The organism is Parablastomonas sp. CN1-191 (genome assembly GCF_049354825.1).
Classification (GTDB): domain Bacteria; phylum Pseudomonadota; class Alphaproteobacteria; order Sphingomonadales; family Sphingomonadaceae; genus Novosphingobium.
Genome location: NZ_CP186480.1, coordinates 1,527,248 through 1,542,759 on the forward strand (window position 1 = coordinate 1,527,248; position 15,512 = coordinate 1,542,759).

The following is a 15,512-nucleotide window of genomic DNA, read 5'->3' on the forward strand; positions in this document are numbered from 1 at the left end:
TCAGCCTGGCTGATCGCTGTTCAACGCGTTGATCGCCGCGTGGACGCGGGCTTCGATCTCGTCGCGCGGCAAGCCGGCCGGGATGGCGTCCATATAGCGTACGACGATGGGCACGCGGCGCTTGATCCAGTGGTGATAGGCCGGCCCGCTCCTGACCGCGACCGGGATGACCGGGCGGCCCAGCAGCTTGTACAGCGCGGCGAAACCCGATTGCAGCGGCGGGCGGGTGCCGTGCCTGACCCGCGTGCCTTCCGGAAAGATCGCCAGCCGGCGCCCGCCCTGCCCCAGCCGCCTGGCGGCCGACAGCATCCGTCGCAGCGCCGCGGCGCCTTCCTCGCGCTCGACCGAGACCAGGCCGTAGCGGTTGCCGGCCAGGCCCCACAGCGGGATCCGCATCAGTTCCGCCTTGGCGAAGACCACCGGCAGCGGCATCAGCTGGGGCAGCTCGATGGCCTCCATGAAAGCCTCGTGCTTGAGCGCGACCAGCGTGCCCAGCGGCGGCGGCGTCCCCTCGATAATGACGGGGATCGCCAGGATGCGGGTGACGCACCAGCGGTGAAAACGGCCCCACCAGTGGATCACGGTGCGGAAGCGTTCCTCGCTGGCAAGGAACAGCGTCGCTACCGACATCAGCACGATGAAGACCGTGGCGCCGTAGAACACCGCGTAGAAGGCGATGCTGCGCAGCACTTCGCCGATGGTTGGGCGGCGCGCCATCAATCGGGCTCGAACGGGCCGACCAGCCGTGCGGCGATCAGCTTGTGGTATTCCAGGAACAGGATGCGGAAGCTGGGATTGGTCGGCACGGCATCCTCTGTCACGGGGAATCCAGGGGGCAGGCGGCGGCGCAGTTCGTAGGCGGCGCGGCGCATGTGCCAGTCGCTGGTGACAAGGCGCAGCCCGCGCGGCTTTTCCCTGGCCACCCAGGCGGCGATCTCGCGCGCGTTGCTGCGCGTGTCGAGCGCGTCGAAGCCGAGCGTGACGCAGCAGGCCATGTGTGCGCTGTCGACCCCGTACTCAAGCGCGAACTCGACCGGGCGGACCTCGCGGTCGACGCCCGAGACGAAGACCTGCCGGGTCTCGCCCGCGTGGAGCAGGGCGATGGCGTGGTCGATGCGGCCCTTGCCGCCGGTCGGCACCACCACCGCGTCGGCGGGCGTTGCGGCCGCCGGGCGCGGCAGCGACACCGCGAACCAGATGAACCCGAAGGCCCACGCCAGCAGCAGCACCGACAGGACGCGGCGCACGATCACGTCATCCGCCCCAGCGCGCGCAGCACCGCCAGCCGCGCGGTCACCACCGCCAGCCCCACCCCGGCAGCCGGCACCGCGCACAGCGCCAGCCAGTCATACCAGGCGAACTGCCCGCCATCGACCAGGCCGGCGCCCAGCGCCGCGAAGCGCCCGCCGACCGCGAAAACCCCGATGATCCCCAGCGCCAGCCCGGCCAGGCCGCCAAGCGCCGCGTCGGCGCCGATCGCGCGTTCGAAGATGCGGGCGATCTGGCTGTCGGTGCCGCCTAGCAAGTGGACGATCTCGATCGTCTCGCGGTGCGTGCCCAGCGCCGTGCGCACCGCCAGCAGCACCGCCGCCGCGGTCGCGCCGCCCAGCAGCGCCACCAGTGCCGCGGCCAGCCATTGCAACGATGCCACCGCCGAGAACACCGGGGTCAGCCAGCTCGATTGCGCGTCGATCCGCGCCGCCGGGACGGCGGCATGCATGTCGCGCCGCAGCGTGCCAAGCCGCTCCGCCAGCGCGCGCCCGGTGTCTCCGGCCGTGGCTTCGCCTGTCGTGCCGGCGAGGCGCGCCTCGACCAGCGCGGGCAAGGGAATCGGGGCATCGGCATCGCTTGCCGGCACATCGAGCCAGGGCTGGACCAGCGCGTCGATCTCGGCGCGGGGGACCACGCGCACGTCGCTGACGCCCGGCGTCGCGCGCAGCAGCGCGGCGGCACGCTCGGCCCCGGCGCGGGCCAGGTCGGGATTGGGCTCCAGCACCTGGACGGTGATCGCACCGGCCAGGTCGCTCGACGCCGCGGCGGTCAGCCGGGCCAGCGAAAGCCCGGCGGCAACCGCCAGCACGGTCAGCGCGACCATGATCGCGACCACCCACAGGATCGGCCCGGCCAGCCGCGACCGCGGGATCAGCGCCGGCTGGCCCCGCGCCATGATCGGCCCGGCCAGCGCCCCGGTCAGTGACGACAGCGCCCCGTTCACGGCGCGTCCCGCAAGGCGGCCCCGCTGCGCGGCGGATAGCGCAGCGCCCCGGTCGGGTCGGACAGCCGCCCCCGGTCCAGCCGCATGATCAGCGAATCGGGCACCCGCCGCAGCAGCTGGAGGTCGTGCGTGGCGACGACGACCGTGGTGCCGAGGCGGTTGAGCGCTTCGAACAGCTGCATCAGCTTGGCCGCCATCGCGGCGTCGACGTTGCCGGTCGGCTCGTCGGCGATGAGCAGCTCGGGGCGGCCGATGACCGCGCGGGCGATCGCGACGCGCTGCTGCTCGCCGCCCGACAGCGTGGCCGGGCGGGCATGGGCGCGATCGGCCAGGCCGACCCAGTCAAGCATGTCGGCAACCGGGCGGGCCAGGTCGCGCTCGCTCACCCCGGCAACGCGCAGCGGCAGCGCCACGTTGTCGAACGCTGACAAGTGCGGGACGAGGCGGAAGTCCTGGAAGACCACGCCCAGCCGCCGACGGAGCACCGGCAGGTCGCCGCGCGGCATCGTGATCGCGTCGGTCCCGAACATGCGGATCATCCCGCGCGACGGGCGCTGGGCGAGGTACAGCAGCTTGAGCAGCGATGTCTTGCCCGCGCCGCTGGCGCCGGTGAGGAAATAGAAGCCGCCGGGGTACAGCGTGAAGGCGACGTCCGACAGCACCTCGCGCTCGGCCCCGTAGCGCAGGCCGACGTTCTCGAACTGGACGACTTGACCGGCAGGGTCGGTCGGCATCGTGCTGCGGCGCTCCCGGACGATATGGCCCGCCGCGGCGGCGAACGGCCTTGTCCGCGTCCCTTAACCACCATTCGATGTGGAAAAAAGGGCGATTGGAGGCTTGTCCGCACGCGCGCGTCTTGCCGCGCGGCGCGGGGCGCTGTCTAACCCGCGTCACGATGATCATTGCGTGCCCCGCCTGCGCCACGCGCTATGTCGTTCCCGACCGGGCGGTCGGGATGGAAGGCCGCACCGTGCGGTGCGCCAAATGCCGTCATTCGTGGTTCCAGGAAGGTGGCGAAGAGGCTGCCCCGCGTGCTCCAGCTTCAGTGCCGCCTCCTCCTGCGCCGCCCGCTCCTGCACCGCCCGAAGCGGCGCCCGCCCCGCCGCCGGCCCCGCGCGCCGCGCCGATCGTGGCGCCGCCGGCACCCGGCGCCGAACCGTCGCCGGAACCCGCTGCCGAGCCGCCCCCGTTCGAGGATGTCTCCCGTGCCGCGCCGCTTCCGGCCGCGGCCGAGCCCGCCGCGCAGGACGTCGAAAACGCCGACCCCTCGCAGTTCGACTATGAACCGCCGTTCCGGCCGCGCCGCAACCGGGCGAGGATGTGGACGATCGCGGCGACGCTGTTCGCGGTGGTCGCGCTCGGCCTCGTGGCCGCGACGGCGTGGTTCGGGCTGCCCGACTGGATGCCGCTGTCCTCGCAGACGTTCGCCAAGCCGCAGGACGGCCTGGCGCTCGATTTCCCGGCCGGGCGGCAGGATCGCCGCCGCCTGCCCGACGGCAGCGAATTCTTCGGCGCCAACGGCACGATCAGCAATCTGGGCAAGACCGCGCGCCGCGTGCCGGCCGTGCTGGTGGTGCTGCGCGACGGCCGCAACCGCGTGGTCTACACGGCCGAGATTACCCCGCCCAAGCGCACGCTGGCCCCGGGCGAAACGGTCTCGGTGACCGAGGCGCTGACCGACATTCCCGATTCGGCCCGCTTTGCCGAGTTTGGCTGGAAACCGGGCTGATCGGCCGCGCCCGGCGGGCGCGAAACCATCGCTTGCGACCCCCGGATGCCTTTGCTAAGGGCGCGCTCCTACCCCCCCGGAGCGGCCATTTCGCTCCGATGATTTAGCGGTCGTGGCGGAACTGGTAGACGCGCAACGTTGAGGTCGTTGTGGGCGAAAGCCCGTGGAAGTTCGAGTCTTCTCGACCGCACCAAACAGTCCTAATTCTTTGGCTCAACCCGCATTCGGGGAGCATCCGGCCGCAAAATGGCGCAGTTCTGGGCGCTTTCATGGCCGACCTGTCTCCAGATGACGCCAGAGACTTGGCCATGGCATGCCACGAGCGCCCCGAAACTGGCGAACGTCTCTGCTCCTAGAATTCTGACTGCAGCCATTTTAGATCAGCAGAACCCGAATGCCAGTCGCTGCTCGCTCCACGCGAGCGGCAACTCGCACGCCAGCAAGCAACGAGCCGTTAGCGAAGGCGGCTGGCGCCCTTCGAGAATCGCGATTACGATGTCCGGCGCAAGACAGGAAAGCGTAACAAGCTGCGATAGCCGGGTCCGGCAAATCCCTGCTTGCTTAGCGATCTCAGCAATTGATTTGTCGGGATGCGCCTTGACGCCTTCGCCCGCAGTGTGAGCATCCGTGATCAACGACACGAGTTTCTCGTTTCGGGTCGGAACCGGAGGTTGGTCAGGCGCTGGAATGACCAGCCGGACCTCGTGTCCGCGACGCACCCGTATCGCAGGACAAGACAAGCTCACCGCTCCCGAGCATGCGGTTGGGGCGAGCTCTGCACCAAGCATCGACCGAAGTCCCGCTCCGTCCAGTTCGATGTCTATGCTCTCTTTGCAAAGGTCTACCTGGCGGAGAACCTTTTCGACTAATTCGATCCGCGCAGCGGGTCCTCCACTTCGAAGCACCGAGGCCATGGCGGCGCCCGCTGCGATAACGGCGCGCACCAACTGCGCATCGTGCTGCGATGGGCCCAACCAATCGCAAAGTTCACGTTGGTCATCGGTCCACTCGGCTATGCGTGTAAAAACCAGCTCTTCAAGATCATGGGCCGACACTCGCCACGCCGGCTCCCCGTCAAGCTGATCGCTTCTGGTGGCGTAATAGCGGTACCGCACACCGAGTTTATTCGTATGGCTTGGGGACATCGCCCTTCCCCGTCCATCGTTGAGTTTGCCTACGAGCAAGCTTGGATGCTTGGCCTTAATCCGGCGGGCGTGGCCTTGCGCCCGCGCGGTCAGCGCGGCTTGAACATCGACCCACAATTCCTCTGACACGATCGCTTCGTGTTCGGCGTCAAAATACTCGCCCTTGTGGGTGAGCTTGCCGCGGTAAACTTGATTGGCGAGGAGATGGTAGAGTGTGCCGCGCCGGAAGGCGCATCCACCCCGTTTGGGGCCGCTGGCATTGTACTGCAGCTTCGTGCGATGACCGTCGCGCGCAAGTTCGTCGACGAGTTCAGGAACGGAGCTGAGGGCGAGATAGCGCCGCATGATATGGCGGACGAGTTTGGCTTCGGAGTCGTTGACGACCAGCTTGCGCGCCCTGACGTCGTAGCCAAGCGGGACCGGACCACCCATCCAAATGCCTTTGCGTTTCGATGCAGCAATCTTATCGCGAATGCGCTCGCCGGTCACCTCGCGTTCGAACTGCGCGAAGCTCAACAACATGTTGAGGGTGAGCCTTCCCATCGACGTAGTGGTGTTGAACGACTGGGTGATAGACACAAAGCTTGCACTGGCGGCGTCCAACACCTCGACGATTTTAGCGAAGTCGGCGAGGCTGCGGGTAAGCCGGTCAATCTTGTAGAGCAGGATTATGTCGACCCTGCCCGCGGCGACATCGGCAAGGAGGCGCTTGAGCCCTGGCCGTTGCATATTTCCGCCCGAGAAACCGCCGTCGTCGTACCGCTCGCCACTGAGCGTCCAACCCTCGTGCTGCTGGCTAAGAGCGTAGGCCGCGCATGCCGCGTGTTGGGCATCAAGGCTGTTGAACTCTTGCTCGAGACCGTCCTCGGTCGACTTGCGGGTATAGATCGCGCAGCGATAAGTTCGCTCAGCCACGGCGCGTCAGCCCGAAGAACCGCGGACCCGACCAGTGAGCGCCGGTGACCTCTTGAGCGATTTTCGAGAGCGAACGATAATGACGACCTTCCCAGGAAAAGCCCGTCTCTGTTGTCAGGACAGCGATCGTGCGCCCCTGCCATTCCCGGATCAGACGGGCGCCGGGTGTCAACTTGGTCGTTTGCTTCGTAACGGTCGACAGCGGGACAGACGCCGTACTCCGGATTAGTTCGCGCACCACTAGCGCGGGCAGACCGCCCAATCGCTTTTCCTGAAGTCGCTGGGCGAGCAGACGGCGAAGCAACGCAGCGCCGACCCTCGGAACCGTTGTATCGGTAAGTGCCTCCCATTTCGAGCGTAGTTCGGCCGGCGATAGATCCCCGAGCTGACAAAGTTCTTGGCTGATGCGGGCTTGGGCGCTCGCATGCCTCGCGGTGCTAGCCATCCTAGCGCCGGATGTAGGTGGTTAAAGCGCTGCCCTTCTGACGCTCGATAACCACGCCGCGTTTCCGAAGCCCTGTAAGCGCCGCTCGGATCGTATGTGGAAGCCAACCGGTAGCTTCGATCATCTGCTCGATGGTTGCGCCTTGGGAGCGGGAGATAAGTTTGAGAATGAGACTCGCCTTTGTCGGCTTTCTATCTCCTGGAGTGTAGTTACCGCCCTCCCTCGCGCCGCCTTCGGGCGCACGGGCCATTCGACGGTTCCGCTTCGACGTAGGGCTGTTTTCAATGCTTAACATGGCGGTGCTCCGATGGGTGCAGCCATATGTTGCTCCCACCACGCACAGCCCCGCAGGATCAAGTCCGCGTGGCCTTTGCGAGCGGCGTCTATCCGCGGCTCGCTCGGCAACCAGTGCTCCTTCTAGCACGGAAGTCGAATGCTTTCCCAACATCTGCGCCCAAGTCCGCTTTGCGCCCTAATTCCTGTCGTCCGAGTTCGCTCAAAACTCCTCCAAAAGCCGCCATTAATTGAGAACGAGCCTAAGGCGCATTGCGCACAATGTCGGTCGTTCCGTCCAACGTAGTGGTAAGCCAACCGCGGTTGTTCGCCTAAGCAGGGCCAACATTAGATTGACCTCATTCGACGTAGCGCACGGCAGCAATAAACGCGGCCAGCGCCGGCGATTGTTGGCGGCGACTGGGATAGTAGAGGTGGTAGCCAGGGAACGGGGGGCACCAGTCCTCCAACACTTGTACCAACTCGCCTGCGGTCAAATGCGCCTGCAGGTAGTCTCGAGGCAGGTAACAGAGTCCAAGGCTGTCGACAGCTGCCTGCCTGACTACGGCGATGTCGTTCACCACCAACTGACCGTCTACCCGCACGTTGACCACCCGGCCGTCCCGTTCCAGGTCCCACACCGAGATGCCGCCCTTGGCCTGGTGGCGCAGGTTGATGCAGTTGTGCTTGGCGAGATCATCGGGGGTTTGCGGCACGCCGCGCTTCAGATACTCGGGCGAACCAGCCACCGCCATCTGCATGTCCGGCCCTATGCGAACGGCGATCATGTCCTGAGCGAGTGTTTCGCCAAGGCGCACTCCAGCATCGAAACGCTCGGCAGCGATATCGACGAAGCCGTTGTCCACGACCAGCTCGATTGACAGGTCTGGGTACTGGGGCAGTAGCTTCGCCAAAGCGGGTAGCAGGATGCTCTCCGCGGGCTGATCACCTGTGGTGATGCGCAATGTCCCGGCGGGCTTCTCGCGCAACTCAGTGAGACTTTCGAGCTCGGTGGTGACTTCGTCGAAGTGGGGCCCGACCCGCTCCAGAAGCCGCTCTCCGGGCTCAGTCGTCGAAACGCTTCGGCTGGTGCGGGTCAGGAGGCGGACCCCAAGCCGTTCCTCGAGCTTGCGTATCGTGTGGCTGAGCGCCGATGGAGAGACGCCTAGCTTGGCCGCTGCGCGGGTGAAGCTGCGCTCTCTCGCCACAGCGAGGAACGCCACCAGGTCTGCCATGGTTTCGCGATGCATCGTTGAATCCTGCTCACAGCCGCATGCCGATCATAGCGGGTAATCGGCAGGATGTTGATTGCCTAAATAGGCTGCATGGAACTTGCTCAACTTAGAAATGCCGCGAACCGGCAATCGGAAAAACCCGCGAGGAGCGGCGGCTGGCCGGCCGTATTCGCCATGACGCTCTGCGTTGCGACATTGATCGCTTCGGAGTTCATGCCGGTCAGCTTGCTCACCCCGATCGCATCCGGCTTGCATATCACTGAGGGCCAGGCCGGCCAAGGGATCGCGGTGTCCGGCATCTTCGCCGTGATCACGAGTCTGTTCATCGCATCGGCGAGCCGGGGGATCGATCGTCGGATCCTTCTGCTTGGGCTCACCACAGTGATGATCGTCTCTGGCGCTGTCGTTGCGCTGGCTCCCACTTATTTGGTCTTCATGATCGGCCGGGCTCTTCTCGGCGTGGTGATCGGCGGCTTCTGGTCGATGTCTACTGCAACGGTGATGCGGCTCCTGCCGGAGGATGCAGTGCCGCGTGCACTCGCCCTGCTTAATGGTGGCAACGCGCTGGCGACGACGATTGCGGCACCGCTTGGCAGCTATCTGGGCCAGTATATCGGCTGGCGCGGCGCATTCTTCTTCGTCGTTCCGCTCGCCGCGGTGACCTTCGTATGGCTGTTCACGACGCTGCCGAACCTGCCCAATCGCGAGCGCGTTAGCGCGACCGCGGCCTTCCAGGTTCTGCGCCGCCGCCAAGTGCCGCTTGGCATGCTCGCGGTGGCCCTGTTCTTCATGGGCCAGTTTGCCCTGTTCACTTACCTGCGTCCTTTTCTTGAGACGGTGACTGGGGTGGACGTGACGACTCTCTCGCTCATGCTGCTCGGCCTCGGCGTCGCCGGGTTGGCGGGGACCTACGCCATCGGCATTGCTCTGAAACGTTCGCTCTATGGACTGCTGGTCGCGATGCCGCTGGCGATGGCCGCCATCGCAGCCGGGCTGGTAGCGGTCGGTCAGTCACCGCTCAGCGTTTCGATCCTGCTTATCCTTTGGGGTGCGATCGGCACCGCGGCTCCGGTCGCCTGGTGGACCTGGGTCAGCAAGGCATTGCCGGACGAGGCCGAGGCCGGCGGTGGGTTGATGGTAGCGGTAGTGCAGCTCGCGATTACCCTCGGCGCTGCGATCGGCGGGATGCTGTTCGACGGCTCGGGCTATCAGGCCACCTTCTTGGCCAGTGCTGTCCTGCTGGTCGCCTCCGCCCTGGCTGCCTTCTTCGCTTCCCGCGCGTCGCGCGCTTCTGACCAAGCTGCCGACACTCACGCCACCACGGCAACACTTTGAACCGGAGAATACCGATGCCCGACGCTTCACGTATCCGCGCTACGCCGAGCCGCCGGCAATTCGGGGGCGGCATGCTCGTTGCGATCGCCGCGCTTTCCCTGGGCGCCGAGCAGCCCGCGCTCGCTGAACCAGCCGAGAGCCAATCAAACGGAGCCACCATGCAGCTGACCCAGACCTGGGACAAAGTCTTCCCCAAGAGTGACAAGGTCGATCACCAGAAAGTCACCTTCACCAATCGCTACGGCATCACTCTCGTCGGCGATCTCTATTTGCCGAGAAACCGCGGCGGTCAGCGGCTGCCCGCCATTGCGGTCGGTGGTCCCTTCGGCGCAGTAAAGGAGCAGTCGTCAGGTCTCTATGCCCAGACGATGGCCGAGCGCGGGTTTGTTACTCTGGCTTTCGATCCCTCATACACTGGTGAAAGCGGCGGTTCGCCGCGCAACGTCGCCTCGCCCGACATAAACACCGAGGATTTCAGCGCCGCCATCGATTACCTTGGCCGGCACGCTTCGGTAGATCGCGAGCGGCTCGGCATTCTCGGCATCTGCGGATGGGGCGGCATGGCGCTGAATGCGGTCGCGGTCGACAAGCGGGTAAAGGCGGTCGCGGTCAGCACGATGTATGACATGACCCGCGTGATGTCGAAGGGCTACAACGACAGCATGACCCTCGAGCAGCGTAGTGCGACGCTCGAGCGGCTCAGCCGCCAGCGGTGGAATGACGCCGAAGCGGGCACCCCGGAATACGGTCCGCCCATGAACGAGCTGAAGGGCGGTGAAGCTCAGTTCCTCGTGGACTACCACGACTATTACAAGACGCCGCGCGGGTTCCATCCGCGCTCGGTCAACTCCAACGGCTCCTGGACCGTCACCAACCCGCTGTCGTTCATGAACATGCCGCTGTTGACCTACATCAAGGAGATTTCGCCGCGTCCGATCCTGTTCGTGCACGGCGAGAAGGCGCACTCGCGTTACTTCAGCGAGACGGCGTACGCGGCGGCTGCCGAGCCCAAGGAGCTCGTCATCGTGCCAGGCGCGAACCACACGGACCTTTACGACAAGACCGCCGTCATCCCGTTCGACCGGTTCGCCGATTTTTTCGGCCGGAGCCTCTAACTTATGCGTTCGAGAAATACCCTCGACGCAGCGGCACTCATGCTCGTCGCGCTCGTTGGTCCCACGGCGGGTGCTGCGGAACAGCCAACTAGAAACCTCAAGCCAGGAGCCAGATCTATGGAAATCACCCGTAAGTCAGAAATGAAGACGGTGTCTGGTCCGTCAGAATACTTCACCGGCGACGTTACCATCACCGGTCAGTTCCAGCGGCCGGACCCTTCGCGGGTCGGCGGCGCCATCGTCCACTTCGAGCCTGGCGCGCGCACCGCTTGGCATGCCCATCCCGCGGGCCAGACGCTGATCGTAACTGAGGGGATCGGATGGACCCAGATCGAGGGCGGGCCGAAGCTCGAGTTCCATGCAGGCGACGTTCTGTGGTGCCCGGCGGAACACAAGCACTGGCACGGCGCGACACCGCACGAGGCGATGACCCACATCGCCATCCAGGAATCGGTAAACGGTTCGCCGGTGACTTGGATGGAGAAGGTCACCGACGAACAATATCTCGCTCCGATGGGCCAGAACTAAGCCTGTGCCCCATGTGATCGTAAAGCTCTGGCCGGGCAAATCGCAGGCGCAGAAACAGGCTCTGTCCGACGCCATCGTCCGGGATGTGGCCGCAACGCTTGGATATGGAGACGAGTCTGTCTCGGTCGGCTTCGAGGAAGTGTCCTCCGCCGATTGGTCAACCCAGGTCTACGGCCCGGATATTCAAAACCGATGGGACACCCTCACCAAGCAGCCCGGCTACGGGCCTGGCCAACCTCGACAATCGAAAGACTCCTAATATGATTCTGCAAGAGAACTTCACCCTGTCGAACGGGGTGCGCATTCCCAAGCTGGGCTACGGGACGTGGATGATCCCCGATGCCGAGGCAGCGCATGCCGTAAGCGACGCTATTGCAATCGGCTATCGCCACATCGACACCGCGCAAGCTTACGCCAACGAACGCGGTGTCGGGGACGGCGTGCGCAACAGCGGCGTTCCGCGCGACCAAATTTTCGTCACCACCAAGCTTGCTGCCGAAAGCAAAAGCTACCTGGATGCAAAGCAACTGATCGACGGATCGCTTCAGGCGCTGGCGCTCGATCACATCGATCTCATGTTGATTCACAGCCCACAGCCGTGGTCGGAGTTTCGGGCCGGCGATCGCTATTTCGAAGGCAATGCCGACGCCTGGCGCGCGCTCGAAGAGGCCCATCAGGCCGGCAAGCTGCGCGCGGTCGGGGTGTCCAACTTTGAGCGGGAAGACATCGAAAACCTCCTGGCGAACGGCCGCCTCGCTCCGATGGTCAACCAAGTGCTGGCGCATGTCGGCAACACACCGTTCGACCTGATCGAATACTGCCGCTCAAAAGACATTCTGGTCCAAGCCTACTCGCCGGTGGCGCATGGCGCGGTGCTGAAGGATGCCGGGTTGCAGGACATGGCTGAGCGCTACGGGGTGAGCGTGGCGCAGCTTTGCATCCGCTATTGTCTGCAGCTGAATCTGCTGCCGCTGCCGAAAACGCTCAACCCGGTGCACATGCGGGACAACGCTGCTGTCGATTTCACGATTTCCGATGAGGACATGAACGCGCTGCGCGGAACGGGCGCTGGCACCGACTACGGCGAGGCAGGCAAGTTCCCCGTGTTCGGGAAGAAGCGTCAGCCCGAGCCCACGCCCTACGCCGGTTGAAAGGGCCCCGATAAGGAATTCGAAATGATCACGAATATCGAAGGCAAGGTCGTCGTCATCACCGGAGCTTCGAGCGGACTGGGCGAGTCGACAGCGCGCCATCTTGCGTCACTCGGAGCCAAGGTCGTGTTGGGTGCGCGGAGAACGGACCGGCTGGAGGCGCTTGTAGATGAAATCGAAGCAGCGGGTGGGGACGCGCTCGCAATCGCAACGGATGTCACCGACCGCGCGCAAGTGGCCAATCTGATCGACCGTGCAGTGCGAACGTATGGCTGCATCGACGTGCTGATCAACAATGCGGGGATCATGCCCCTGTCAGCCCTTGAAAGCCTGAAGGTGGACGAGTGGGACAGCATGATCGACGTCAATATCAAGGGCGTCCTGTACGGCATCGCCGCGGTCCTGCCATACATGAAGGAGCAGAAGTCGGGCCACGTGATCTCGACAGCTTCGGTTGCGGGTCACCTGATCTTTCCGGCTTCGGCCGTCTATTCGGGTACCAAGTTTGCGGTGCGCGCGATCTGCGAAGGGTTTCGCCAAGAGGTGAAGGCCTACAACATCCGCACCACGATCCTATCGCCCGGCGCAGTCAAAACTGAACTGCTCGATCACATTACGGACGAAGCGGTGCAAGGCGCGAACCAAAAGTTCGTCGACAGCGTCGGCATTTCACCTGAATCATTCGCCAGCATGGTTGCCTTCGTAATCGGCCAGCCGGAGGATGTTGATGTGAACGAGATCATATTCCGGCCTACCGCCCAGGCGCTCTGAAAGGCGCAGTGGCGGTTTCACACGCTTCTCGAATAAAAGCGGACTGGCCGCAACCGGCCCACAATCAGTCATTTCGTTTCGACTGCAGGCCACACCTCGACGACATGTACGTGAAGCTCGCGGCGGTAGTCCGCGAGCAAATCGCGACGCTTGCTGCTCATGCTCGCAAGTGGAACAGAGCCGGACCATCGAGAAAGCTGCCGCTGGGAAAAGTAGCGCGCCGGGCTTTATGGATGGGGTGCGGGGCCACCCGGCGCGCGAGACTGCGGCCCGCTTGACGCCGTGTTAGCCAATCGCGATTAAACGAGCGGAGATGCAAGTCATGTGATGAATACGTAGGCGAAAGATGGACGGAGCCAAACGCAACCCTTGGCAGTATTGCATCATGTATGACAACTATCAGCGCGACTCCGCGAGGATGGCATACTGCGAAGCGCGCTCGGCCGCTGATGCTTCGGACGAGACGGGCGAAGCGTTCGTGACGAAAACACATAAAGTCCAAGGTGTCTTGGTTGACCGATAATGACCGCCGCTCTGATGGATCGCAGCGCGATGTTGAAGCTTTGGGCCTGGCAAACCCGCTCAAGTGATATCAACCACTCGCGCGTCCCGAGCGCGAGACGCCACCTTCTCGCTTAAGCGCCCTTCGCTTCATAGTTGTGGGTGGGCTCATCTTTACTCGCGTCGCGATCGTGGTGCGCCTTGCCGCTCAAAAGCTGGGGCTCCGCTGAAGATATGCCGCCGCTCGCATCGATCAATGGAAAGATGCATTATCGGGTCAGGCTCACGCCGACGTCCACAACCATCTCAACCAGGAGGGCCATCTCGTCGACCGACAGACTTACGAAGCGCGCCGCTCAGGCGCCTAGGCTGAGTGGCAATCGGTCATGTGGTAAGGTGTGCGTCGGCCAGCCCTGGCTGCATCGAGGAGAGAGCAGTTCACATAAAACAGGCAGCACACATCGCTGTCTTTGGAGCTCCAACGCCCTCCGCGGCTTTCACGCGCGGAAGAGGCGCGGCTCAAGACAATTCGAATGCGACCACCACGTCGTTCAGCGGCAGAGAATCTCAGCTTTGCGACCTCCCTGCTTTTGCCATACAAAAGCCCCGCCTTAATGCCGGGAATCAAAAAAGCGTTAGCTGAGCGTACCTATAATGAGCAGCCACGTGTAGCAAAAGGACCGAGGATGAAAGGGGGGGAGCCGGCCGCTGACTTCAAAAAGATGTACGATCGGGTCTCAACCTTAGCCAAAATCGGCGTGTGGGAATATGATCTGATATCCAAGAAATTGACTTGGACGGACATGGTCTACGACATTTTTGGAATAAGTAGGGGCACACAGATTGACCGCGCGACGGCCCTTGAACTTTACGAACCGGGTTCTCGCCGAGAGATGGAGCGATTGCGGACCAATGCGATAAAGTCGGGTGGTGGGTTCGCTCTTGACGTGCGAATCCAGAGAACGAGCGGCGAAATTCGCTGGGTTCGACTTACGGCGACAGTTGAGCGAGAGGCCGACACATCAGTTCGCATATTCGGAACCAAGCAGGATGTAACTGGCGAAAAAGTAACGCAGGAACAGGTGCAGTTTCTTCAATCAGAGCTCATCCACCTGTCTCGTGCAAGTGCAATCGGCGCTATGACTTCTACGATCGCACACGAACTCAACCAACCGCTGACAGCTATCACCGGCTATCTCGCCGCCGCTCGGAGATTGGTTCCACATGAGCGAGCCGATGCGGGTTTTAATGAATGCCTCGACGGCGCGTTGCAAGCTTCACATCGAGCAGCCAACATCGTCCGTTCAGCCCGTGCTATGACGGCAGGGAGGGAGGGGAAAAAGCAGGAGGTTCAACTCTTGTCGCTCGTAAAGGAGGCACTGGCCCTCGCAACCGCAGGTCTTCCACGCATATCAGTGACTTGTGAAATCGATCCCGCATTAGTTGTTTTTGCAGACCCAACCCAGATCCAGCAGGTAGTGATCAACTTGGTTCGCAATTCCTGCGAAGCGAGCGCCGGGGAAGCCTGCCGCATCTGCCTCTACGCAAAGTCCATCAAATCCCATATTGAAGTGTATGTTGTTGATGAGGGACCTGGCATAGCTGAGGAGAGAATTGGGTCGATCTTCGAGGCCTTCAACTCAACGAAGTCAGAGGGACTAGGCATCGGCCTGTCGATCTCGCGAACGATCATCGAGGCCCATGGAGGGACAATTCGAGCCGAAAACCTTGCTGGCAAGGGTGCGTGCTTGAGTTTCACGCTTCCAACAGTTGGGTGGCGGCAGGGCGAATAGCCGCACCAAGCTGTCTTCACCTATCGGTTCTGAAGAGCTCTAATGAGTGGTCCACAGCAGGAAAAAAAAGGGCGCAGATTCGATCCTTGTCTGCATCAGCCAGCGGATTAAGTCCGGCTGCCCCTACCGTGCAATTCGCAGAGGAAGCCGCAGAGACTGCGAAGCCGCTGACCGCTAAGAGGTCGCGCGCGCAAGGGTTGAAGGGTGCACTTCGGCAGCACCAGGAGCTATTGAACCACGTTAATTTGAGGAAGGGGATGCAACGCCTCGCTCTTCACCGATCCGCGCAAAGTCCTCGAGATCGTGCATCAGCACAATTTGGGTGCGTCGCTGCTGGAGAGATGGTTCTGATACGCCAATC

General features: G+C 63.4%; 16 protein-coding genes and 1 tRNA gene. 9 read left to right on the forward strand and 8 right to left on the reverse strand.

Translation table 11 applies throughout. The features are described from left to right. Genes ACOYW6_RS07590 through ftsE form a run of 4 tightly spaced genes read right to left on the reverse strand, consistent with a single transcriptional unit; the run spans position 1 to position 2,949 of the window. Positions 1-717 (reverse strand): lysophospholipid acyltransferase family protein, encoded by a 717-nt coding sequence (locus ACOYW6_RS07590; RefSeq protein WP_423140725.1) that lies wholly within the window; start codon positions 715-717, stop codon positions 1-3. After that, on the reverse strand, positions 717-1,253 hold the full coding sequence (locus ACOYW6_RS07595) for a YdcF family protein (RefSeq protein ID WP_423140726.1): 537 nt from the start codon (positions 1,251-1,253) through the stop codon (positions 717-719). The genes ACOYW6_RS07590 and ACOYW6_RS07595 overlap by 1 nt, the downstream gene beginning before the upstream one ends. Further along, complete coding sequence (locus ACOYW6_RS07600) at positions 1,250-2,215, reverse strand: cell division protein FtsX (RefSeq protein WP_423140727.1); 966 nt, start codon at positions 2,213-2,215, stop codon at positions 1,250-1,252. Before ACOYW6_RS07600 ends, ACOYW6_RS07595 begins: the two co-directional genes overlap by 4 nt. Continuing rightward, positions 2,212-2,949 carry a cell division ATP-binding protein FtsE gene (gene ftsE / locus ACOYW6_RS07605; protein ID WP_423140728.1) on the reverse strand — a complete coding sequence of 246 codons (738 nt, stop codon included), beginning with the start codon at positions 2,947-2,949 and terminating at the stop codon, positions 2,212-2,214. The genes ACOYW6_RS07600 and ftsE overlap by 4 nt, the downstream gene beginning before the upstream one ends. 161 nt (positions 2,950-3,110) lie before the next feature. Here ftsE and ACOYW6_RS07610 point away from each other — a divergent pair, with 161 nt between their 5' ends. Together ACOYW6_RS07610 and ACOYW6_RS07615 are read left to right on the forward strand one after the other, a co-directional pair. Further along, complete coding sequence (locus ACOYW6_RS07610) at positions 3,111-3,944, forward strand: zinc-ribbon domain-containing protein (RefSeq protein WP_423140729.1); 834 nt, start codon at positions 3,111-3,113, stop codon at positions 3,942-3,944. A gap of 106 nt (positions 3,945-4,050) precedes the next feature. Continuing rightward, positions 4,051-4,137, forward strand: a tRNA-Leu gene (locus tag ACOYW6_RS07615). Positions 4,138-4,324: 187 nt separating this feature from the next. Here the strand turns inward: ACOYW6_RS07615 and ACOYW6_RS07620 are convergent. From ACOYW6_RS07620 to ACOYW6_RS07635, 4 genes are all read right to left on the reverse strand, one after another. Beyond that, positions 4,325-6,004, reverse strand: coding sequence for a recombinase family protein (locus ACOYW6_RS07620; protein ID WP_423140730.1), 1,680 nt, complete (start codon positions 6,002-6,004; stop codon positions 4,325-4,327). Then, entirely contained in the window at positions 5,997-6,449 is a 453-nt protein-coding gene (locus ACOYW6_RS07625) for a DUF2924 domain-containing protein (RefSeq protein ID WP_423140731.1), read from the reverse strand. Before ACOYW6_RS07625 ends, ACOYW6_RS07620 begins: the two co-directional genes overlap by 8 nt. A 1-nt stretch (position 6,450) precedes the next feature. Then, complete coding sequence (locus tag ACOYW6_RS07630; RefSeq protein ID WP_423140732.1) at positions 6,451-6,699, reverse strand: DUF3489 domain-containing protein; 249 nt, start codon at positions 6,697-6,699, stop codon at positions 6,451-6,453. Positions 6,700-7,081: 382 nt separating this feature from the next. Further along, positions 7,082-7,972, reverse strand: coding sequence for a LysR family transcriptional regulator (locus tag ACOYW6_RS07635; protein ID WP_423140733.1), 891 nt, complete (start codon positions 7,970-7,972; stop codon positions 7,082-7,084). Between the two features lie 75 nt (positions 7,973-8,047). On the opposite strand from ACOYW6_RS07635, the gene ACOYW6_RS07640 reads away from it, so the two are divergent. From ACOYW6_RS07640 to ACOYW6_RS07670, 7 genes are all read left to right on the forward strand, one after another. Further along, a complete protein-coding gene (locus ACOYW6_RS07640) occupies positions 8,048-9,292 on the forward strand; it encodes an MFS transporter (protein ID WP_423140734.1) in 1,245 nt (414 codons plus the stop codon). Between the two features lie 14 nt (positions 9,293-9,306). Next, positions 9,307-10,407 (forward strand): alpha/beta hydrolase, encoded by a 1,101-nt coding sequence (locus ACOYW6_RS07645; protein ID WP_423140735.1) that lies wholly within the window; start codon positions 9,307-9,309, stop codon positions 10,405-10,407. Between the two features lie 117 nt (positions 10,408-10,524). Next, entirely contained in the window at positions 10,525-10,935 is a 411-nt protein-coding gene (locus tag ACOYW6_RS07650; RefSeq protein WP_423140736.1) for a (R)-mandelonitrile lyase, read from the forward strand. 13 nt (positions 10,936-10,948) lie between these two features. Continuing rightward, positions 10,949-11,194: a hypothetical protein gene (locus tag ACOYW6_RS07655; RefSeq protein WP_423140737.1), complete on the forward strand. Its 246-nt coding sequence runs from the start codon at positions 10,949-10,951 to the stop codon at positions 11,192-11,194. A 1-nt stretch (position 11,195) separates the two neighbouring features. Beyond that, positions 11,196-12,086, forward strand: coding sequence for an aldo/keto reductase (locus ACOYW6_RS07660; protein ID WP_423140738.1), 891 nt, complete (start codon positions 11,196-11,198; stop codon positions 12,084-12,086). 24 nt (positions 12,087-12,110) lie between these two features. Beyond that, the gene (locus ACOYW6_RS07665) at positions 12,111-12,857 is read left to right on the forward strand and encodes an SDR family oxidoreductase (protein WP_423140739.1); all 747 of its coding nucleotides are present in this window, start codon (positions 12,111-12,113) and stop codon (positions 12,855-12,857) included. A gap of 1,034 nt (positions 12,858-13,891) precedes the next feature. After that, positions 13,892-15,151, forward strand: coding sequence for a sensor histidine kinase (locus ACOYW6_RS07670; RefSeq protein WP_423140740.1), 1,260 nt, complete (start codon positions 13,892-13,894; stop codon positions 15,149-15,151). The last annotated feature ends 361 nt before the right edge of the window (positions 15,152-15,512 follow it).

What these genes read in the sequence shown, in the direction of transcription:
- ACOYW6_RS07590 (WP_423140725.1), bottom strand. Translation starts at nt 717, where the DNA reads ATGGCGCGCCGCCCAACCATCGGCGAAGTGCTGCGCAGCATCGCCTTC.
- ftsE (WP_423140728.1), bottom strand. Translation starts at nt 2,949, where the DNA reads ATGCCGACCGACCCTGCCGGTCAAGTCGTCCAGTTCGAGAACGTCGGC.
- ACOYW6_RS07610 (WP_423140729.1), top strand. Translation starts at nt 3,111, where the DNA reads ATGATCATTGCGTGCCCCGCCTGCGCCACGCGCTATGTCGTTCCCGAC.
- ACOYW6_RS07625 (WP_423140731.1), bottom strand. Translation starts at nt 6,449, where the DNA reads ATGGCTAGCACCGCGAGGCATGCGAGCGCCCAAGCCCGCATCAGCCAA.
- ACOYW6_RS07630 (WP_423140732.1), bottom strand. Translation starts at nt 6,699, where the DNA reads ATGGCCCGTGCGCCCGAAGGCGGCGCGAGGGAGGGCGGTAACTACACT.
- ACOYW6_RS07635 (WP_423140733.1), bottom strand. Translation starts at nt 7,972, where the DNA reads ATGCATCGCGAAACCATGGCAGACCTGGTGGCGTTCCTCGCTGTGGCG.
- ACOYW6_RS07640 (WP_423140734.1), top strand. Translation starts at nt 8,048, where the DNA reads ATGGAACTTGCTCAACTTAGAAATGCCGCGAACCGGCAATCGGAAAAA.
- ACOYW6_RS07645 (WP_423140735.1), top strand. Translation starts at nt 9,307, where the DNA reads ATGCCCGACGCTTCACGTATCCGCGCTACGCCGAGCCGCCGGCAATTC.
- ACOYW6_RS07650 (WP_423140736.1), top strand. Translation starts at nt 10,525, where the DNA reads ATGGAAATCACCCGTAAGTCAGAAATGAAGACGGTGTCTGGTCCGTCA.
- ACOYW6_RS07660 (WP_423140738.1), top strand. Translation starts at nt 11,196, where the DNA reads ATGATTCTGCAAGAGAACTTCACCCTGTCGAACGGGGTGCGCATTCCC.
- ACOYW6_RS07665 (WP_423140739.1), top strand. Translation starts at nt 12,111, where the DNA reads ATGATCACGAATATCGAAGGCAAGGTCGTCGTCATCACCGGAGCTTCG.
- ACOYW6_RS07670 (WP_423140740.1), top strand. Translation starts at nt 13,892, where the DNA reads ATGCGACCACCACGTCGTTCAGCGGCAGAGAATCTCAGCTTTGCGACC.